The sequence below is a fragment of the Micromonospora sp. DT62 genome (assembly GCF_049847285.1).
Lineage (GTDB): Bacteria > Actinomycetota > Actinomycetes > Mycobacteriales > Micromonosporaceae > Micromonospora > Micromonospora reichwaldensis.
The window spans coordinates 610,655-630,233 of the sequence record NZ_JBNCOB010000001.1 but is presented as its reverse complement, the minus strand read 5'-3'; the positions used below and the strand labels follow the sequence as shown (position 1 = coordinate 630,233).

The following is a 19,579-nucleotide window of genomic DNA, read 5'->3' as shown; positions in this document are numbered from 1 at the left end:
GGGCTACTCGCCCGTGACGCCGTCGATGCGTTCGCGGATCAGGTCGGCGTGACCGTTGTGCCGGGCGTACTCCTCGATCATGTGCACGTAGATCCAGCGCAGGTTGAACGTCCGGCGCTTCGGGCCGACCTCGGTGAAGGTCTCGTCGAGCGACCGGCCGCTGGCGGCGGCCCGGGCCAGCGCCACCTCCCGGTGGTAGGTGGCGAAGTCGGCCTCGGCGTCGGCGGCGCTGACGTCGTGGTCGGCGTCCGGGTTGTCGGGCGTGAAGTAGGGGTAGTCGACCTGCTGCCCGGCGAGGTTCTCCCGGAACCACCAGGCCTCCACCTCGGCCAGGTGCCGGACCAGGCCGAGCAGGGTGAGCCCGGAGGGCTCGACGCTCGGCGTGCGCAACTGCTCGGCGGTCAGCCCGGCGCACTTGAGCAGCAGGGTCTGCCGGTGGTAGTCCAGCCAGCCCTCCAGCATGGTGCGCTCGTCGCCGACGTAGGGCTCGGGGGTCCGGGTGATCTCCGGTGCTCGCCAGGTCATGCCGGTCATCCTGGCTGGCACCTCCGACAACCGGCGAGCGGTTTATCGGGCGCCGGGGCCACCGGCGGCGCGTGGGTGGTGGCCAGCCCGTCGCGGGCGGGCAGGCCGGGGCGCGGCGGGAGGCTCACCCGCCGGGGGTCAGGCGCTGCCGCATGACCTCGCGCAGGTGGCCGTCGCTGGTGGTGCCCTCGATCGTCACCTCGGCCGTCCGGCCGGCGTGCACCAGCGTGGCGACCGCGTTGCCGAAGTACGGCCCGGCCAGCCGCTTCCAGCGCAACGGCGGGCGGCGTACGCCGGCGGTGCGGGCCAGGGCCCGGGTGGCCCCGGACGGCCCGGACGACCAGCCCAGCTTCATCAGCGGGCGCATCCCGGCCGGGACCTGGTTGTGGATGGGCGAGCAGGTGAGCTGGTGCACCGGCGTGACCACGCTCCGGTCGTCGAACCGCGCCCGCGCCACGTACGAGTGGTGCACGTCGCCGGAGAGCACGCTGATCGACGCCGGTGGCGCGTACGCCGGGCCGGCCCCGACGCGCTCGCCGGGCTCGCCGGGGGTGCCGCTGCCGAGGCGGGCGAAGAGCGCGCCGAGCGCGTCGAACGAACGGCGGAACGCGGCCCAGTGCTCCAGGTCCAGCCCCCGGCGCAGGTTCTCGGCCAGCCGGGCGACCCAGGGCCGCCGCGAGTCGGCCAGCTTCTCGTTCCACGCCTCCACGTGGTGGATGCCGGGCGGCAGCAGCCACGGCAGGGACGCGCCGACCACCAGGTGGTCGTAGACGCCGTGGGCGCGGTCGAGGAACCACGACCACTCGCCCGCGGGCAGCATCGCCCGCTGGCCCGGCTCCAGCACCCGGCTGCACCGGTTGTCGAGCATGACCAGCCGGGTCCGGCCCAGGTCCAGCGCGTAGCTCCACTGGTACTGCACGGCGCGCCACCGCTCGGTGTCGTGGGCGAGGTCGGCCTCGGTGTCGACCCGCTGCCCGAACTCGCGCAGCACGCCGGTGGCGTCCTCCGCCGCGACGACCTTGGCGTAGACCGGGTCGGCGGCGATCTCGTCCGGGGAGAGGTTGCCCAGGTGCTGGTAGACCCAGTACGAGGCGAGGCCGCTGGTGATCCGCTCCGCCCACCACGGCTGCTCGCGCATGTCGGAGCGCCAGGAGGCCGAGGTGTTCCAGTCGTCGATGACCTCGTGGTCGTCGAAGATCATCACGCTCGGCACGGTGGAGAACAGCCAGCGGATCTCCGGGTCCCGCCAGGACTCCAGGTAGAGCTTCGTGTACTCGTCGAAGCTGACCACCTGGTCACCCGGCGCGCCCTTGGGTCGCCGGCGACGCCGCTTCAGCAGCCGCCGGACCGTGGGCGACGTCACGTCCGCGTAGACCTGGTCGCCGAGGAGCACCAGCAGGTCGGGCACGTCGGTCGCCTCCGGGTCGGCCATCAGCCGCCGGGCGTACGCGTCGAGGGCGTCCGGGGGCAGCCGACGGGTGGTGGCGTGCTGGGTGGTCTCCCGGCAGGAGCCGAACACCAACCGGACCGGCTGGTCGAGGTCGTCAGCCGCCCGGGTGCGGATCACGCTGGGCGGGAAGTTGCTCTTCGGCACCGGCCAGGCGACCTCGTCGTCGATCAGCACCTCGTAGGTGGTGGCGCTCTCGGGGGTGAGCCCCTCCACGACCACGAGGGCGTAGTGGTGGTCGTACGCCGAGAAGGTGGGGGCGGTGCCGCCGGCGCCGTCGGCGGTGCGGACGGTGACCACCGCGGGCGCGCTGGTCTCCACCCAGACGGTGGCCGTCGTGCCGACCACCCTGCGGAGCAACGGGCCGATGAGCAGGTGTGCCGCGGGCATGGTCGACCTCCAGATGAGCGGACTTCATCTTTACTACCCGGCCGGCGGTCGCACCACTGCTGGCTGTGAGCGAGCCTACCGCCGGCCTCCGCGGGCCCGGTCGGGAGCGGTGGCTGGGACAGCTTCGCCGGCATCTGACAGGATTCCGGCATGACGGAATACCTCCTCATCGCGCTCGCCCTGCTCGGCGTGCTGATCCTTGGCGGCATCGGGCTGGTCGTGCCGCGGCTGCGCCGGCGACCGGAGCCGCCGCTGCCGAAGACGGAGGTCGACACCCGGGCCGAGGAGGACCTGGCCGGCCCGCCGGTGGAGGCCCCGGAGGCCGAACTGTCCACCGGGATCCTGGTGGAACCGCCGGTGGTGGAGGCCCCGGCACCGGTGCTGGAGGTCCCCGAGCCGACGGCCGGCCGGCTGGTCCGGCTGCGCTCCCGGCTGTCCCGCTCGCAGAACGTCTTCGGCAAGGGCCTGCTCGGCCTGCTCAGCCGCGACCACCTCGACGAGGACACCTGGGAGGAGATCGAGGACAGCCTGATCACCGCCGACGTCGGCGTCGACGCCACCCGCGACATCGTCGACCGGCTGCGCGAGCGGACCCGGGTCCTCGGCACCCGCTCCGGCGGTGAGCTGCGCGCCCTGCTCGCCGCCGAGCTGGTCAACGCGCTCGACCCGACCCTGGACCGGTCCCTGCGGACCGCGCCCAAGGAGGGCGTGCCGGCGGTCGTGCTGGTCGTCGGCGTCAACGGCGCGGGCAAGACCACCACCTGCGGCAAGATCGCCCGGGTGCTCGTCGCCGACGGCCGCAGCGTGCTGCTCGGCGCCGCCGACACCTTCCGGGCCGCCGCCGCGGACCAGCTGGAGACCTGGGGCGGTCGGGTCGGCGCGGAGACCGTACGGGGGCCCGAGGCGGCCGACCCGGCCAGCGTGGCCTTCGACGCCGTCAAGCGGGGCATCGACACCGGCGTCGACACCGTGCTGATCGACACCGCCGGCCGCCTCCAGAACAAGATCGGCCTGATGGACGAGCTGGGCAAGGTCAAGCGGGTGGTGGAGAAGCACGGCCCGATCGACGAGACACTGCTCATCCTCGACGCCACCACCGGGCAGAACGGGCTGGAGCAGGCCCGGGTCTTCACCGAGGTGGTCAACGTGACCGGTGTCGTGCTCAGCAAGCTCGACGGCACCGCCAAGGGCGGCATCGTGATCGCCGTGCAGCGCAAGCTGGGCATCCCGGTCAAGCTGGTCGGGCTCGGCGAGGGCAAGGACGACCTGGCCCCGTTCGACCCCGCCCAGTTCGTCGACGCGCTGCTCGGTACCGAGCCGCTCGCCCGGGACGCGTAACCTCGCAGTGACGACCGACGATCGCGCCTACGCCGGGTGGCGCGACCCCAGCCACCCGTCGACGGGCCTCGGGAGACCGTACGTGACTTCGCAGGAGATCCCGCTGCACGGCGGGAACGTCAGCACCGTCGTCCGGGTCGGCGACACGGTCCGGCGCAACGCCGGGCCGTGGACGCCCTCGGTGCACGCCCTGCTGCGCCACCTGGAGTACGTCGGGTTCACCGGCGCCCCCCGCGCACTCGGCATGGACGAGCGCAACCGGGAGGTCCTGTCGTACCTGGAGGGGGAGTGCGGGGAGTACCCGCTGGCCCCGCACTGGGTCACCGACGAGGCGCTGGTGACCGTCGCCACCATGCTCCGGATGTTCCACGACGCCCAGTACGGCTTCGTCCCGCCGCCCGGGGCGGTGTGGCGCTCGTTCGGCCCGCCGCCGCCGGACACCGAGGTGATCTGCCACCACGACGCCGCCCCGCACAACGTCATCTGGCGGCCCGACGGCACCCTCGGGCTGATCGACTTCGACCTCGCCTCGCCCGGCGCCCGGATCTACGATGTGGCGTACGCGGCCTGGACCTGGGTGCCGATCTTCTCCGACCGGGACTCGATCACGCTCGGCTGGAAGCACCCCGACCGGCCGCGCCGGCTGCGCCTCTTCGCCGACGCGTACGGGCTCATCCCCCGGGACCGGCACCGGCTGATCCGGACCATCCGCAAGCGGATCGTGGACCACGTGGAGGGCATCCGCCGGATGGCCGCCGCCGGTGAGCCGGCCTTCGTCCGGATCGTGCACAAGGGGCACCTGCGCCGGCCGATGCGGGACCTGCGGCTGCTCGACTACGAGCGCAACGCCCTGGAGTACGCGCTGCGCTGAGCGGTCCGTGCTGTCGGTCGCGTCGGCCGGCGGTGAGCTTCTCTTCACACGTCCGAAACAACCCGTCACCGTTCGGAAATCGACGGGTGACGCTGGGGGAAACAGGGAGCGAGCAGGCTTCCGCCCATCCGGCGTACGGGCGACGCTGCCCCGGAAGCCGTGAAGGAGGGAACTTCACCTTTAGGAGGCCAGCGTGCCTGAGGCACCCACGCTCGATTCCGGCAACACCGTGTGGTTGCTGGTGTCGACGGCGCTCGTGCTGCTCATGACGCCCGGACTGGCGCTGTTCTACGGCGGCCTCAACAGGTCCAAGGGTGTACTGAACATGATGATGATGAGCTTCTCCGCGATCGGGCTCATCTCTGTCTTGTGGTGGTTCTACGGTTTCAGCATCGCCTTTGGTGGCGATGTCAACGGGCTCTGGGGCGACCCGGGCGCCTACCTCGGCACCAAGACCTTCCTCGCCGAGACCGACCTCTGGGGCGCGACGGCGGAGAACCCGAGCGGCATCGGCGTCCCGCTCTACGTGTTCATGGCCTTCCAGATGATGTTCGCCGTCATCACCGTCGCGCTGATCAGCGGCGCGATCTCCGACCGGGCGAAGTTCGCCGGCTGGCTGCTCTTCGCGTTCGGCTGGGCGACGCTTGTCTACTTCCCGGTCGCGCACTGGGTGTGGGGCGGCGGCATCATCGGCGGCGACCTGCACGCGCTCGACTTCGCCGGCGGCACTGCGGTGCACATCAACGCCGGCGCGGCGGCCCTGGCGCTGGCCCTGGTGCTGGGCAGGCGGCTCGGCTGGCCTCGGGAGGGCATGAAGCCGCACAACATCCCGCTCGTCGCGCTCGGCGCCGGGCTGCTCTGGTTCGGCTGGTTCGGCTTCAACGCCGGTTCCGAGCTCACCGTCGACTCGGTCGCCGGCCTGGCCTTCATCAACACCCAGCTCGCCACGGCCGCCGCCGTGCTCGGCTGGATCGTCGTCGAGTGGATCAAGGACAGGAAGCCGACCCTGGTCGGCGCCTCGTCCGGCGCCGTCGCCGGCCTGGTCGCCATCACCCCGGCCTGCGGCTTCATCGCCCCCTGGGCGGCGGTGCTGCTCGGTCTCGTCGCCGGGGCGGTCTGCGCGTTGGCGATCAGCCTCAAGTACAAGCTCGGCTACGACGACTCGCTCGACGTGGTCGGCGTGCACTTCGTCGGCGGCTGGATCGGCTCGCTCTGGCTCGGCCTCTTCGCCACCAACTCGGTCAACGGCGCGATCACCGACGTGATCGGCGCCTCCGACGGGCTCTTCTACGGCGGCGGGGTGACCCAGCTCGGCCGGCAGGCCCTGGCCGGTCTGATCGTCACCGTCTGGTCCTTCGCGGTGGCCTGGGTGCTCGCCTTCGGCATCGAGAAGACGATCGGCTTCCGCCTGCGGGCCGAGGACGAGGTCGGCGGCATCGACATCGCCGAGCACGCCGAGAGCGGCTACGACCTGTCGCCGGCCGCCGGCAGCGGCGGGGGCAGCGCGTTCGCCATGGCCGGGCTGACCGGCGCCAGGCCGGCGACGGAGCCGGCGGCCGCGCCCACCGTGCCTGCCGAGCCGGCTGCGCCCACCGTGCCTGCCGAGCCGGCTGCGGCTGCCGAGCCGGTCGAGCCGGCCGCCGGGTCCGCCGCCGAGAAGGTCGCCCGTTAACGTTCCTGGGATGGAGGGGTTGGACATGAAGCTGGTGACCGCGGTCATCAAGCCGTACCAGCTGGACGCGGTGAAGGAGGCCCTGCACGCCCTCGGCGTGGCCGGCCTGACCGTCAGCGAGGTCCAGGGCTACGGGCGGCAGAAGGGGCACACCGAGGTCTACCGGGGTGCCGAGTACACGGTCGAGTTCCTGCCCAAGATCCGGGTGGAGGTGCTCACCGACGAGATCGACGTCGACAAGATCGTGGACGCCGTCGTCGGCGCCGCCCGGACCGGCAAGATCGGCGACGGGAAGGTCTGGGTGACCGCCGTCGAGGAGGTCGTCCGGGTCCGTACCGGCGAGCGCGGCCTCGACGCGCTCTGACCGGCCACTGACCGACATGACCTCGTCGACCAGGAAGAACACGTCGGGACACACCGGCAACGGTGCCGCCGCACTCCTGGTCGACGAGGTCGTCGGCGTCGACGGGGGCATCGGGGCGACGGCGCGGGCCGCGCGGGCCGACGCGTACGACCGGTGGCTGCGCGGGCTGCTGCCGCAGCGGCCCGGGGTGGCGCTGATCGCCGTCGGCGGGCTGGGCCGCCGGCAGTGCGCGCCGCACGGCGACCTCGACCTCGTCCTGCTGCACGCCGGGGTGCCCGGCGTGGACGAGATGGCCGCCTCGATCTGGTATCCCGTGTGGGACGCCGGACTGCGGCTGGACCACTCCGTCCGGACCGTCGCCGAGGCGCTCTCCGTCGCCCAGGACGACGTGAAGGTGGCCCTCGGGCTGCTCGACGCGCGGCTGGTCGCCGGGGACGCCGCGCTCGCGGACACCCTCGTCCGCACCGCCGCCGACCACTGGCGGCGCACCGCCGTACGCCAGCTCCCGGCGCTCCGCGAGATCACCGCCGCCCGCTGGGCCGCCCACGGCGAGCTGGCGTTCCTGCTGGAGGGAGACCTGAAGGAGGCGGCCGGCGGACTGCGCGACGTGGGCATCCTGCGGGCGGTCGCCACCGCCGGGATCACCGACGCGCTGCGCCCCGCCGTCCGCGCCGCGCACCTGCGGCTGCTCGACACCCGGGACGCGCTGCACCGGCAGGCCGGCCGCCGGGTCGACCGGCTGGTCGCCCAGGAACGCGACGGGGTCGCCGCGCTGCTCGGGCTCCGGCAGTCACCGCCCGGCGCGGCCGACGGCGCGTCGCGGGTCGGCGCCACCGAGTCGATCGGCGACGGCGACGCGCTGCTGCGCCGGGTCGCCGGGGACGCCCGGACGGTCAGCCACGCCCTCGACGACGCCTTCCGCGCCGCCGACCGGCTCCGCTCCGGCCGCCGCCGGGGCACCGACGGGCGTCCGCTGCGCCGACCGGTCGCCCGGGACGTCGTCGAGCACGACGGCGAGCTGGTCCTGGCCCGCACCGCTATCGGGGCACGCCCCGACCCGAGCCTGTCGCTGCGGGTCGCCGCCGCCGCGGCCGGCACCCGGCTGCCGATCGCCCGGGCCACCTGCGAGTGGCTGGCCGCGTACTGCCCGCCGCTGCCGGCGCCGTGGCCGGCCGAGGCCCGGGCCGCGCTGATCACCCTGCTCGGCGCCGGTCCCGGCCTGGTGCCGGCCTGGGAGACCTGCGACCGGTACGGGCTGATCGAGGGCTGGCTGCCCGAGTGGACCCGGCTGCGCAGCCTCCCGCAGCACAACCCCGTGCACCGGTTCACCCTCGACCGGCACCTCGTGCAGACCGCGTACGAGGCCAGCCGGCACACCCGTGAGGTGGACCGCCCCGACCTGCTGCTGCTCGGCGCCCTCCTGCACGACGTCGGCAAGGGGCTTCCCGGCGACCACAGCACGGTCGGGGCGCCGCTGGCGGAGGCCGTGGCCGCCCGGATCGGCCTGCCCGAGCCGGAGGTGGCGCTGATCGGCACGCTGGTCCGGCTGCACCTGCTCCTGCCCGACGTGGCCACCCGGCGGGACCTGGCCGACCCGGTCACCATCGCCGGGGTGGCCGAGCGGGTCGGCGACCCGACCACGCTGGACCTGCTGCACGCCCTGGTGCGGGCCGACGCCGCCGCCACCGGCCCGGCCGCCTGGTCGGACTGGAAGGGGCGACTGGTCGCCGAGCTGGTCACCCGGGTGCGGACCGCGCTGGACACGGGCGCGCTGCCGGCCCCGCCCGCCCCCGACCCGGCCCTGCTGGCGGGACCCCTGCCGGTCGTACACCTGACGGCCGACCGGGTGGCGGTGGCCGCGGCGGACCGGCGCGGCCTGCTCGCGACGGTGGCCGGCTGCCTGGCGCTGCACCGGCTGGAGGTGCTCTCCGCCGACGCCTCCACCGTCGACGGCCGGGCCCTGGTCGAGTGCCGCGTGCAGCCCCGGTACGGGCTCGCGCCCGACCCGATCGCCCTCGGCGCCGACCTGCGCCGCGCGGTGAACGGCGACGTCTCGGTCACCCAGCGGCTGCGCGGCCGGGCCCTGGCGGCGCGGTCCGGTCCGGCCGCGCCCCGGGTGGTCTGGCACCGCGAGGCGGCCACCGACGCCGTGCTGCTGGAGCTGCGCGCCGCCGACGCGGCGGGCCTGCTCTACCGGGTCACCTGCGCCCTCGACGAGGCCGGCGCCCAGGTGCGCGCGGCCCGCATCTCCACCCTCGGCGGCGACGTGGTGGACGCCTTCTACCTCGTCGGCGGCTGGCCGGACGACGCCACCCGGGCCCGTCTGGAGGCCGCGGTGCTGGCCGCCGTGTGAGGATGTGCCTCCCGCCGGTCCGGGGAGCCTCGGCGTGCGCGGGCGTGCCGGCGCTCATCCGCGCCCCGGCTGTGCCCGGCCCGGAGCGGCCGTGCGGCCCGGCCGGCTACCCTAGCGGTGGCCGGACACCTCGCCCGGTCGCCGATGTGCCCGCCGGAACACTGACAAACGGGATGTTCGCGTGTTTGACACCTTGAGTGACCGCCTGTCCGGGATCTTCACCAAGCTCCGCGGCAAGGGCCGGCTCACCGACGCCGACATCGACGCCACCGCGCGCGAGATCCGCCTCGCGCTGCTGGAGGCGGACGTCGCGCTGCCGGTGGTCAAGGGCTTCATCGCCAACGTCAAGGAGCGGGCGCGCGGCTCCGAGGTCTCCCAGGCGCTCAACCCGGCGCAGCAGATCATCAAGATCGTCAACGAGGAGCTGATCAACGTCCTCGGCGGCGAGGGGCGGCGGCTCCAGTTCGCCAAGCAGCCGCCGACGGTGATCATGCTCGCGGGCCTCCAGGGTTCCGGTAAGACCACCCTCGCCGGCAAGCTGGCCCGCTGGCTCAAGGCCCAGGGCCACCAGCCGCTGCTGGTCGCCGCCGACCTCCAGCGCCCCAACGCCGTCGGGCAGCTCCAGGTGCTCGGTGGCCGCGCCGGCGTCGAGGTGTACGCCCCCGAGCCCGGCAACGGCACCGGCGACCCGGTGCAGGTGGCGCGCGCCTCGATCGAGCACGCGAAGCGGGCCGCCCGGGACATCGTCATCGTCGACACCGCCGGCCGGCTCGGCATCGACGCCGAGATGATGCAGCAGGCCGCCGACATCCGCGACGCGGTCGAGCCGGACGAGGTCATCTTCGTCATCGACGCCATGGTCGGCCAGGACGCGGTGCGCACCGCCGAGGCGTTCCGCGACGGCGTGGGCATCACCGGCGTGGTCCTCTCCAAGCTCGACGGCGACGCCCGCGGTGGCGCCGCGCTGTCGGTCCGGGAGGTCACCGGGCAGCCGATCCTCTTCGCCTCCACCGGCGAGAAGCTGGAGGACTTCGACGTCTTCCACCCCGACCGGATGGCCAGCCGGATCCTCGGCATGGGCGACGTCCTCACTCTGATCGAGCAGGCCGAGCAGGCCTTCGACACCGATCAGAAGGAGAAGATGACCGCCAAGCTGATGGGCGGCGAGCAGTTCACCCTGGAGGACTTCCTCGACCAGCTCATCGCGGTCCGGCGGATGGGCCCCATCGCCAACGTGCTGGCCATGATGCCGGGCATGGGGCAGATGAAGGACCAGCTCGCCGAGGTCGACGACAAGCACTTCGACCGGGTCACCGCGATCATCCGGTCGATGACCCCCGCCGAGCGCACCAACCCGAAGATCATCAACGGCTCGCGCCGGGCCCGCATCGCCAACGGCTCCGGCGTCACGGTGATGGACGTCAACCAGCTGCTCAACCGCTTCGCCGACGCGCAGAAGATGATGAAGCAGATGGGCGGCATGATGGGCCTGCCGGGCGGCGGCCGGCGCAAGGCGACCAAGTCGCCGAAGAACAAGCGCAAGGGCACCAAGGGCGGCAACCGGCCGCGCGCCGGGGCGGGCGCCGGGATGCCGGGCGGCTTCCCGGGCGGCATGCCGCAGCTCCCGCCGGGCATGGACCCGAACGACCTCACCGGCGGCCAGGGCCTCCCGCCGGGCTTCAAGCTGCCGAAGATCGACTTCAACAAGCTCGGCAAGGGCGGCGACGGCGGGCCCCGCTGACGCGTGTCGCTGACGGCGGGTGACATGATCCTTGCCTAGGGTGATGTCGCCCCTGGAAGGAGGAGTCAATGACCGTGGCACCCATCCTGCCCGACCGGTCGGAGTGGACGGTCGACGACCTCGGTGACCTGCCGAAGGACCTTCCGTACGAGTTGGTCAACGGAAGGTTGATCGTGCCGTCCCCCACCGCCGTGCACCAGGACCTCTGCGTGCGACTGCTGCTCGCTCTCGAGGTCAACTGTCCCGCCGAATACCTGGTGAGCATCGACCTGTCGATGCGCATCGACCGCCGCAACGAGCCGCGTCCCGACGTGGTCGCGATCCGCCGCGAGCACGCCGACCGCTCGCCCGTCCCCGTCGAGGACGCCCTGCTGGCCGTCGAGGTCCTCTCGCCGAGCTCTACCTTCCGCGACCTCTACGACAAGGCGAAGGTCTACGCGCACGCCGGGGTGCGGACGTACTGGGTGGTCGACCCGCTGCACGAGCGGATGACCCTCACGGAATACACGCTCGGCCCCACCGGCGAGTACGAGGCGGTGACCCACACCGAGGACCTCTTCGTCACCGAGCGGCCCTGGAAGGTCTCCGTCGACCTGCCCGCGCTGACGGCACGGCGGGCCGGGCTGCTGGCGCGCGACGAGGGCTGACCGCCGCCGGCCCGCGCGGGGCGGGAAGAATGGCGGCGGACCGCCCCCTTTCGCGCAGACGGAGGACGCATGGCCTGGCACGTACGCGGCGTGGTGCTGCCCGACGACGAGGTCCGTGACCTGTGGCTGGTCGGCGACCGGGTCACCTTCACCCCGGTTGCCGGTGCGGAGACGATCGCCGACGGCGGGTTCGTGCTGCCCGGTCTGATCGACGCGCACTGCCACATCGGCATCGCCCGCGGCGGCGCCCCGATCACCTCGCTCGACCAGGCCCGCGAACTGGCCCGCGTCGACCGGGACGCCGGGGTCCTCGCCATCCGCGACGCCGGGTCGCCCTACCCGTACCCCGAACTCGACGACGAGCCCGACCTGCCGCGGCTGGCCCGCGCCGGTCGGCACGTCGCGCCGCCCAAGCGCTACCTGCGCGACATCGGCGTCGAGGTCGGCGCGGCCGAGGTGGCCGCGACGGTGGCCGCGCAGGCGCGGGCCGGCAACGGCTGGGTGAAGCTGGTCGGCGACTGGATCGACCGGGGGGTCGGCGACCTCGCCCCGGCGTGGGACGCCGACACCATGACGGCCGCCGTCCGGGCCGCGCACGCCGCCGGGGTGCGCGCCGCCGTGCACACCTTCTCCGAGTCGGCCGTCGAGATCATGGTGCGCGCCGGGGTGGACTCGGTGGAGCACGGCACGGGCCTGAGCCTGGACCTGATCGACGAGATGGCCCGCCGGGGCACCGCGCTCATTCCCACGATGATCAACATTCGGACCTTCGGCGGGATCGCCGAGCAGGCCCGGGAGAAGTTCCCCGGCTACGCCGAGCACATGCTCGCGCTGCGCGACCGCTTCCCCGAGGTGGTCCGCTCGGCGCACGAGGCCGGGGTCCCGATCTACGTGGGCACGGACGCGGGCGGCGGCATCGACCACGGCCTCGCCGCGGAGGAGATGCTGCTGCTGCACGAGCAGGCCGGCATGTCCACCACCGACGTGCTCGCCGCCGCGTCCTGGCGGGCCCGCGAGTGGCTCGGCTTCCCCGGACTGGTCGAGGGCGGCCTGGCGGACCTCGTCGTCTACGCCGAGGACCCGCGCGCCGACTTGCGTGCCGTACGCACCCCTGCCCGCATCGTGCTGCGCGGTCGCGTCGTCCGCTGACCCGCCGCGCCCGGGCGGTCGGCGGCGGAGGCGCCCGGTCGGGCCGGTGGCGCTCCCGGCCGGCGGTGCGGCGCTGCCCGGGGCGGCGCCCGGTCAGCCCGTGTGGGCCTGGGTGACCGCGTGCAGGAGCAGGTACACGGCGAGGTCGGCGAGGGCGGCGGCGGTCTGCGTGACGGGGGCGCCGGGCAGGACGATGTGGCTGATCACCAACCGGACGACCGAGTCCGTGGCGAACGCGACGGCGTTGCGGTCGGCACCCGGCAGCACGCCGTCGGCCCACTCCAGCAGCACCTCGGTGGCCTCGGTCAGGACCAGCTCCGACCGGGTGGTGAGGTAGGGCAGCAGGTCGTCCGAGCCGCCCCGGGAGCTGGTCAGGACGGCCTTGATCAGCGGGTCGTTGGCTGCCTGCGTGAGGGTGTGCGAGATGGTGGCGTGCGCGGCGGCCCGTACGTCGTCGCCGTGGGCGCGCAGCAGGGCGCGTACGTCGCCGACGAACCGGTCGACCTCCCACCGGGCGAGCGCCTCGGCCAGCCCCGCCTTGGTGCCGAACTCGTTGTAGACCGTCTGCCGGCTGACCCCCGCCGCCCGCGCGACGGCACCCATCCGGACGCCGTCCCAGCCGGTCGCGATGGTCAACGCCCGGGCGGCCTCGACGATCGCGTCCCGGGAACGGGTGCCGTCCCTCACCTCACCCATGGTCGTCGAATCCTAGCCCGGCCGCACCGACCGGCACGGCGGAGACCGGCGACGTCGCGCCCGATGACGTCGTCCCTTCGGTCGACGCATAGGATGTGCGGTCATGGCACGCGTGCTCACTCCCCGTGCGGAGGACTTTCCCCGCTGGTACCAGGATCTGATCGCCAAGGCGAAGCTGGCCGACAACGGCCCGGTCCGGGGGACCATGGTCATCCGCCCGGCCGGCTACGCCATCTGGGAGCGGATGCAGGCCGAGATGGACGCCCGGATCAAGGCGGCGGGCGCGGAGAACGCGTACTTCCCGCTCTTCATCCCGGAGAGCTACCTCAAGCGTGAGGCCGAGCACGTCGAGGGCTTCTCGCCGGAACTCGCGGTGGTCACCCACGGCGGCGGCAAGCAGCTCGCCGAGCCGGTGGTGGTGCGCCCCACCAGCGAGACCGTCATCGGCGAGTTCATGGCCAAGTGGATCGACTCCTACCGGGACCTGCCGCTGCTGCTCAACCAGTGGGCCAACGTGGTCCGTTGGGAGCTGCGCCCCCGGATCTTCCTGCGCACCAGCGAGTTCCTCTGGCAGGAGGGGCACACCGCGCACGCGACCCGCGACGACGCCCGCGCCTACGCCCGCCGGATCCTGCACGAGGCGTACGAGGACCTGATGGTCAACGTGCTCGGCATCCCGGTGGTCGTCGGCCTGAAGACGGCCCGCGAGCGCTTCGCCGGCGCGACGGCCACCTACACCTGCGAAGGCATGATGGGCGACGGCAAGGCCCTCCAGCTCGGCACCAGCCACGAGCTGGGGCAGAACTTCGCCAAGGCCTTCGACATCAGCTACTCGTCGGCCGAGGGCGGCCGGGAGCACGCCTGGACGACCTCCTGGGGCACCTCCACCCGGATGCTCGGCGGCCTGATCATGTGCCACGGCGACGACAACGGGCTGCGCGTGCCGCCGAAGCTGGCGCCCGTGCAGGCGTACGTCATGGTCGTCAAGGACGGCGAGGGCCCTGGCGGCCCTGCCGAGGTGGCGAAAGAGCTTTGCGACGCGTTGCGCGACGCGGGCGTCCGGGTCGCGCTCGACGACCGCGTCGACACCCCGTTCGGCCGCCGGGCCGTCGACGCCGAGCTGCGCGGCTATCCCGTACGCGTCGAGGTCGGCCCCCGCGATCTGGCCGCCGGCAACGCGGTCGTGGTCCGGCGCACGGACGGCTCGAAGTCCCCGACGCCGGTGGCCGACGTGGTGACCGCCGTGCTGGCCGCCCTCGACGCCGACCAGCGCACCCTGCACGACCAGGCGCTGGCCCACCGGAAGTCCCGCACGGTCGAGGTGTCGACCCTCGCCGAGGCGATCGAGGCGGCGGCCACCGGCTGGGCCACGGTGCCGTGGTCGGCGGTCGGCGTGCAGGGCGAGACGGAGGCGAACGGACAGGGCGTCACCGTGCGCTGCCTGCTGCGCGCCGACGGCTCGGTGCCCGACTCCGAGGACGAGCCCGACCTGGTCGCCATCCTGGCCCGCGCCTACTGAGTCCGTCCATCCCCTCACGCGTCGCGGCGGCTCCCTCGGCGGCTCCCTCAGGCGTCAGGAAGGGCACCTTCCTGACGCCTGAGGCAGCGGAAGGGTCCCTTCCTTGCACCTCGGAGCGGTGGGCGGGAGTGGGCGGCGGGGGCCGGTAGGGTCGGTGCGTGAGATTCGAACCTGGGCGGCTGATCGTGCACCGCAACGTGCGCCGGGGCCGGATCGGCTGGGTACGCACCGCGCGGGTGGTCAGCGACGACGACCGGGGCCTGCTGCTCTGGGTGCCCCGCGACTCCCCGGTCGCGAGCGAGGTCACCGAGGCCGGGCTGGGCATGCGGGCGGTGCCGTTCAGCGAGTGGATCTCCTCGTCGTACCGCCTGGCCACCGGCCGGTGGGACGGCCCCTCCGTGCTCAAGTTCCTGCCCGCCGGGGCGGCCCACTCCGTGTGGTGGTTCCGCGACGCGCACGACCGCTTCGCCACCTGGTACGTCAACCTGGAGGAGCCCGGGGTGCGCTGGGACGACGGCACGCTCGCCGGCGTCGACATGGTGGACCAGGACCTCGACGTGGTCGTCCGCCCCGACCTGGGCTGGGAGTGGAAGGACGAGGGGGAGTTCGCCGAGCGGCTGGCCTTCCCCGACCACTACTGGGTGACCGACGCCGACGCGGTCCGCGCCGAGGGGAAGCGGGTGATCGCGCTGGCCGAGGCGGGGGAGTTCCCGTTCGACGGCACCTGGTGCGACTTCACCCCGCCGCCCGACTGGACCGTCCCCGCCGGGTTACCGCCCGGCTGGGACCGTCCCCCGGTGCGCTGACCCGGCCCGACCCGCCCGCGCGTCCCGGTGGCGCACCGCCCCCGATCGTCGGGGCGGGCCGCCAGCCGGCGACTGTGCTTTCGGTCACTTCTGCCGCCCGGCGGGTGACCGGGGGCGGTCCGGTGCGAGCGATCGGCGTCCGATCTGGCAGAATGGCTGGCTGGTATCCGGCGCGCGTCCGGCGCCCTCTAACCCGGGCACGTCGCCAGTCCACCGAGCAGTCTCCGGCCCAACCCCACTGTGCCGGTCGACACTCACCCGTGCACCGCCCGTACCGGGCAGGTGAGATCGCAACAGGAGCGAAACAACTGTGGCCGTAAAGATCCGGCTCCTGCGGATGGGCAAGATCCGCAACCCGCAGTACCGCATCGTCATCGCCGACTCGCGCACCAAGCGCGACGGCCGGGCGATCGAGTTCGTCGGGATCTACCAGCCGAAGGAAGACCCTTCGGTCATCGAGGTCAAGTCGGAGCGGGTCCAGTACTGGCTGTCCGTCGGCGCCCAGCCGAGCGAGGCGGTGCAGCGGCTGCTGGAGCTCACCGGTGACTGGCAGAAGTTCAAGGGCCTGCCGGCCCCGCCGCCGCTGAAGGTCGCCCCGGAGCGGGTCGACCGCACCGCGGCGTACGAGGCCGAGGCGAAGGCCGCCGCCGGGCTGGCCGAGGCGCCGGCGAAGCCGGCCAAGAAGGCCGCCAAGGCCGAGACGCCGAAGACCGAGGCGCCGAAGACCGAGGCTCCGGCCGAGACGCCGAAGACCGAGGCTCCGGCCGAGGCCCCGGCTGCCGCTGCCGACGCCGGTGAGCAGGCCTGACATGCCTCTGCGTCCGGCGTTGGAGCACCTGGTCAAGGGCATCGTCGACCACCCCGATGACGTACGCGTCCGGATGGTCGACTCCCGTCGGGGCAAGCGGCTGGAAGTCCGCGTGCACCCGGAGGACCTCGGCACGGTGATCGGGCGGTCCGGCCGGACCGCCAAGGCGCTGCGCCAGGTGATCGGCTCCATCGGCGGGCGCGGCGTGCGCGTCGACATCGTCGACTCGTACTGATGTTGCTCGTCGTCGGCAGGGTCGGCAAGCCGCACGGCATCCGCGGTGAGGTCACCGTGGAGGTGCGGACCGACGAGCCCGAAGCGCGGTTCGCCCCCGGCATGGTGCTGCGCACCATGCCGGGGGCGACGCCCCCGGCTGTGCCCAGCGATCGGGTGCTGCGCACCATGCCGGGGGCGACGCCCCCGGCTGTGCCCAGCGATCGGGCGCGCCGCACCGAGCCCGTGGCACCTCAGCCGTCGCCGGCCGCGCCCGAGCAGGGAGTGGCCTTCCGGGTGCCCGCCGAACTGGTCGTGGAGTCCGCCCGCTGGCACCAGGGACGGATGCTGGTCGCGTTCGAGGGCAGCCTGGACCGGGACGTCGCCGAGGCGCTGCGCGGCACCCTGCTCGCGGTCGACAGCGCCGACGTCGCCGCGCCGGAGGACCCGGAGGAGTTCCACGACCACCAGCTCGTCGGGCTGGCCGTGGTCACCCCCGACGGCGACCGGCTGGGCGAGGTGGCCCGGATCGACCACGCCCCCTCCTCAGACCTGCTGGTGCTGCGCCGTCCCGAGGGCGGCACCGCGCTCATCCCGTTCGTCAAGGCGATCGTCCCCGAGGTTGACCTCGCCGGCGGTCGCGTCGTCGTCGACCCGCCGGCCGGTCTGCTCGATCTGTAGAACCGCTGGAGCATCCCCGCATGCGCGTCGACATCGTGTCGATCTTCCCCGAGTACTTCGCCCCGCTGGACCTGTCGTTGATCGGCAGGGCGCGGGCGAACGGCACGCTGCGGCTGGCCGTACACGATCTGCGGATCTGGACCCACGACGTGCACCGCACGGTCGACGACACGCCCTACGGCGGCGGGCCCGGCATGGTGATGCGGCCGGAGCCGTGGGGCGAGGCGCTCGACGCCCTCGCCCCGGCGGAGGTGACCCCGCCCCGGCTGGTGGTGCCGGCCCCGACCGGCGCCCCCTTCACCCAGGCGATGGCGCACGAACTGGCCGCCGAGTCGCATCTGCTCTTCGCCTGCGGCCGGTACGAGGGCATCGACCAGCGGGTGCTCGACCACGCCGCGACCCGGATGCCGGTGACCGAGGTCTCCCTCGGCGACTACGTTCTCTTCGGCGGTGAGGTGGCGGTGCTGGTGATCCTGGAGGCGGTCACCCGGCTGCTGCCCGGCGTGCTCGGCAACGCGGGCTCGCTGGCCGAGGAGTCGCACGCCCACGGGCTGCTGGAGGCCCCCATGTACACGAAGCCGGCGACCTGGCGGGGGCTGGAGGTGCCGGAGGTGCTCCGCTCCGGCGACCACGGCAGGATCGCCCGCTGGCGGCGGGACGAGGCGCTGACCCGCACGGCGACGCGTCGTCCCGACATGCTCGCCGCGCTGGAACCGCAGCGCCTGGACAAACGGGACGTCGCCGCGCTGGACCGGGCCGGATTTCAGGTGCCGCCGGGGGATGTGGCAAAGTAGGGGGGTTGCCGCAACCGGCCGCGCCGCGGCTGGCTGCGAGGATCCTCGACCGGGGTCGGGTCACCGACCGCCACCCGGGGATCAGAATCACCCACCCGCGCACCGATTGACGGTGCGCCGTGAGCCTCACGAGGACGCAGCGATGAACATCCTGGACGCCCTTGACGCCCAGTCGAAGCGTACCGACCTCCCCGACTTCCGTGCCGGTGACACCGTCAAGGTGCACGCCCGCGTCGTCGAGGGCGCCCGGTCCCGTGTCCAGATCTTCCAGGGCGTCGTCATCCGCCGCCAGGGTGACGGTCTGCGCGAGACCTTCTCGGTCCGCAAGATCAGCTTCGGCGTCGGTGTCGAGCGCACCTACCCGATCAACAGCCCGGGTATCGACCGGATCGAGGTCGTGACCCGCGGTGACGTCCGCCGCGCCAAGCTCTACTACCTGCGCGAGCTGCGGGGCAAGAAGGCCAAGATCAAGGAGAAGCGCGAGAAGCAGCCGAGCTGACCTCGCGCTCGCCACGCCGCCCGAGCTGCGCGTATGTCGTACCGACCGGACCGCACTACCCTGGTCGCTACGGGCGCAGCCGGGCGACGTCCCGCCACGACGGCGGAGCGACGACCACTACCGCCCGGGGAGCCCCGACAGGGTTCCCGGGCGGTAGTGTCATTTCTGCTGACCGGAGAGTGGCGTGGTGCAGACGCTTGACGAGGACGGCGCCGTCGACCCCTGGCGACGGCGCGCCCGCCGGCCCCGCCGACAGATGCCCCTCTGGCAGGAGCTGCCGCTGCTGCTGGTCGTCGCGTTCTGCCTCGCGGTGCTGATCCGCACCTTCCTGCTCCAGGCGTTCTTCATCCCCTCCGGCTCGATGGAGGACACCCTCCTCGTCGGGGACCGGGTCCTGGTCAACAAGGTCGTCTACGACGTGCGCGACCCGGTGCGGGGCGAGGTCGTCGTCTTCCGGGGCACCGACCGCTGGGCCCCGCAGGTCGCCGAGGGGCCGGAGCCCGGGTTCGCGGGCAAGCTCAGCCGGACCGTCGGCGACCTGGTCGGCGTCAGCCGCCCCGGCGAGAAGGACTTCATCAAGCGGGTCATCGGCCTGCCTGGCGACCGGGTGAAGTGCTGCGACGCCGAGGGGCGGGTGCTGGTCAACGGCACGCCGCTCGACGAGTCGTCGTACGTCCTGCGCGACTCGCCGCTCGACATCCCGCCCAACCCCCGCGAGTGCCGGTCCCGGCGCTTCGACGAGGTCGTGGTCCCGCCCGGTCAGATCTTCGTCATGGGCGACCACCGGATGGTCTCCCAGGACGCCCGCTGCCAGGGCCCGGTGCCGATCGAGAACGTGGTGGGCCGGGCGTTCACCGTGGTCTGGCCGTCGTCGCGCTGGAGCGCCCTGTCGGTGCCCGCGACCTTCGACGACGTCGCCGACCCGCCAGCGGCCTCCACCGGCGCCCCGCCCCCGGTCCGCCCCACGCCGGACGGCGATCTGGTGCCGTTCGCCCCGACCGCTGTCGCGCTCGCCGTTCTCGCGCGTTCCGGACGGTGGCGCTGGGCCGGGCAACGTAGGCTCGTG

General features: G+C 73.4%; 18 protein-coding genes and 1 pseudogene. 16 read left to right on the top strand and 3 right to left on the bottom strand.

Translation table 11 applies throughout. The features are described 5' to 3' along the window. Positions 1–3: 3 nt before the first annotated feature. Both ACPXCB_RS02830 and ACPXCB_RS02825 read right to left on the bottom strand, forming a co-directional pair. Positions 4–525, bottom strand: coding sequence for a DinB family protein (locus tag ACPXCB_RS02830; protein ID WP_425871881.1), 522 nt, complete (start codon positions 523–525; stop codon positions 4–6). A 124-nt stretch (positions 526–649) separates the two neighbouring features. Further along, positions 650–2,362: an alkaline phosphatase D family protein gene (locus ACPXCB_RS02825; protein WP_425871879.1), complete on the bottom strand. Its 1,713-nt coding sequence runs from the start codon at positions 2,360–2,362 to the stop codon at positions 650–652. Between the two features lie 150 nt (positions 2,363–2,512). On the opposite strand from ACPXCB_RS02825, the gene ftsY reads away from it, so the two are divergent. The 8 genes from ftsY to ACPXCB_RS02785 all read left to right on the top strand — a co-directional run bounded on the left by ftsY (position 2,513) and on the right by ACPXCB_RS02785 (position 12,497). Continuing rightward, complete coding sequence (gene ftsY, locus ACPXCB_RS02820) at positions 2,513–3,700, top strand: signal recognition particle-docking protein FtsY (RefSeq protein WP_425871877.1); 1,188 nt, start codon at positions 2,513–2,515, stop codon at positions 3,698–3,700. Between the two features lie 7 nt (positions 3,701–3,707). Beyond that, a complete protein-coding gene (locus tag ACPXCB_RS02815; RefSeq protein ID WP_192581443.1) occupies positions 3,708–4,571 on the top strand; it encodes an aminoglycoside phosphotransferase family protein in 864 nt (287 codons plus the stop codon). A gap of 193 nt (positions 4,572–4,764) precedes the next feature. Continuing rightward, positions 4,765–6,243, top strand: coding sequence for an ammonium transporter (locus ACPXCB_RS02810; RefSeq protein ID WP_425871875.1), 1,479 nt, complete (start codon positions 4,765–4,767; stop codon positions 6,241–6,243). Between the two features lie 25 nt (positions 6,244–6,268). Further along, complete coding sequence (locus ACPXCB_RS02805; RefSeq protein ID WP_176733926.1) at positions 6,269–6,607, top strand: P-II family nitrogen regulator; 339 nt, start codon at positions 6,269–6,271, stop codon at positions 6,605–6,607. Positions 6,608–6,623: 16 nt separating this feature from the next. Next, positions 6,624–8,960, top strand: a complete 2,337-nt coding sequence (locus tag ACPXCB_RS02800; protein ID WP_425871873.1) for a [protein-PII] uridylyltransferase — start codon at positions 6,624–6,626, stop codon at positions 8,958–8,960. Between the two features lie 181 nt (positions 8,961–9,141). Next, the gene (gene ffh, locus ACPXCB_RS02795; RefSeq protein ID WP_425871871.1) at positions 9,142–10,701 is read left to right on the top strand and encodes a signal recognition particle protein; all 1,560 of its coding nucleotides are present in this window, start codon (positions 9,142–9,144) and stop codon (positions 10,699–10,701) included. Between the two features lie 68 nt (positions 10,702–10,769). Continuing rightward, on the top strand, positions 10,770–11,348 hold the full coding sequence (locus ACPXCB_RS02790) for a Uma2 family endonuclease (protein WP_425871869.1): 579 nt from the start codon (positions 10,770–10,772) through the stop codon (positions 11,346–11,348). A gap of 69 nt (positions 11,349–11,417) precedes the next feature. Further along, complete coding sequence (locus tag ACPXCB_RS02785; protein WP_425871867.1) at positions 11,418–12,497, top strand: amidohydrolase family protein; 1,080 nt, start codon at positions 11,418–11,420, stop codon at positions 12,495–12,497. A gap of 93 nt (positions 12,498–12,590) precedes the next feature. On the opposite strand, the gene ACPXCB_RS02780 is transcribed toward ACPXCB_RS02785, so the two are convergent. Then, positions 12,591–13,193, bottom strand: coding sequence for a TetR family transcriptional regulator (locus tag ACPXCB_RS02780; protein WP_425871865.1), 603 nt, complete (start codon positions 13,191–13,193; stop codon positions 12,591–12,593). 103 nt (positions 13,194–13,296) lie between these two features. On the opposite strand from ACPXCB_RS02780, the gene proS reads away from it, so the two are divergent. From proS to lepB, 8 genes and pseudogenes are all read left to right on the top strand, one after another. Beyond that, positions 13,297–14,712 carry a proline--tRNA ligase gene (gene proS, locus ACPXCB_RS02775; protein ID WP_425871863.1) on the top strand — a complete coding sequence of 472 codons (1,416 nt, stop codon included), beginning with the start codon at positions 13,297–13,299 and terminating at the stop codon, positions 14,710–14,712. Between the two features lie 158 nt (positions 14,713–14,870). Continuing rightward, a complete protein-coding gene (locus ACPXCB_RS02770; protein ID WP_425871861.1) occupies positions 14,871–15,518 on the top strand; it encodes a DUF402 domain-containing protein in 648 nt (215 codons plus the stop codon). 310 nt (positions 15,519–15,828) lie between these two features. Continuing rightward, positions 15,829–16,326: a 30S ribosomal protein S16 gene (rpsP, locus tag ACPXCB_RS02765; RefSeq protein ID WP_425871859.1), complete on the top strand. Its 498-nt coding sequence runs from the start codon at positions 15,829–15,831 to the stop codon at positions 16,324–16,326. Beyond that, entirely contained in the window at positions 16,301–16,561 is a 261-nt protein-coding gene (locus ACPXCB_RS02760; RefSeq protein WP_172862164.1) for an RNA-binding protein, read from the top strand. Before rpsP ends, ACPXCB_RS02760 begins: the two co-directional genes overlap by 26 nt. A gap of 2 nt (positions 16,562–16,563) precedes the next feature. After that, complete coding sequence (gene rimM, locus ACPXCB_RS02755) at positions 16,564–17,220, top strand: ribosome maturation factor RimM (RefSeq protein ID WP_425872141.1); 657 nt, start codon at positions 16,564–16,566, stop codon at positions 17,218–17,220. A 20-nt stretch (positions 17,221–17,240) separates the two neighbouring features. Beyond that, positions 17,241–18,014, top strand: coding sequence for a tRNA (guanosine(37)-N1)-methyltransferase TrmD (trmD, locus tag ACPXCB_RS02750; protein ID WP_425871857.1), 774 nt, complete (start codon positions 17,241–17,243; stop codon positions 18,012–18,014). Between the two features lie 142 nt (positions 18,015–18,156). Then, complete coding sequence (gene rplS / locus ACPXCB_RS02745; RefSeq protein WP_101414582.1) at positions 18,157–18,513, top strand: 50S ribosomal protein L19; 357 nt, start codon at positions 18,157–18,159, stop codon at positions 18,511–18,513. A 184-nt stretch (positions 18,514–18,697) separates the two neighbouring features. Continuing rightward, positions 18,698–19,572: pseudogene (gene lepB / locus ACPXCB_RS02740) on the top strand (signal peptidase I). Positions 19,573–19,579: the final 7 nt, after the last annotated feature.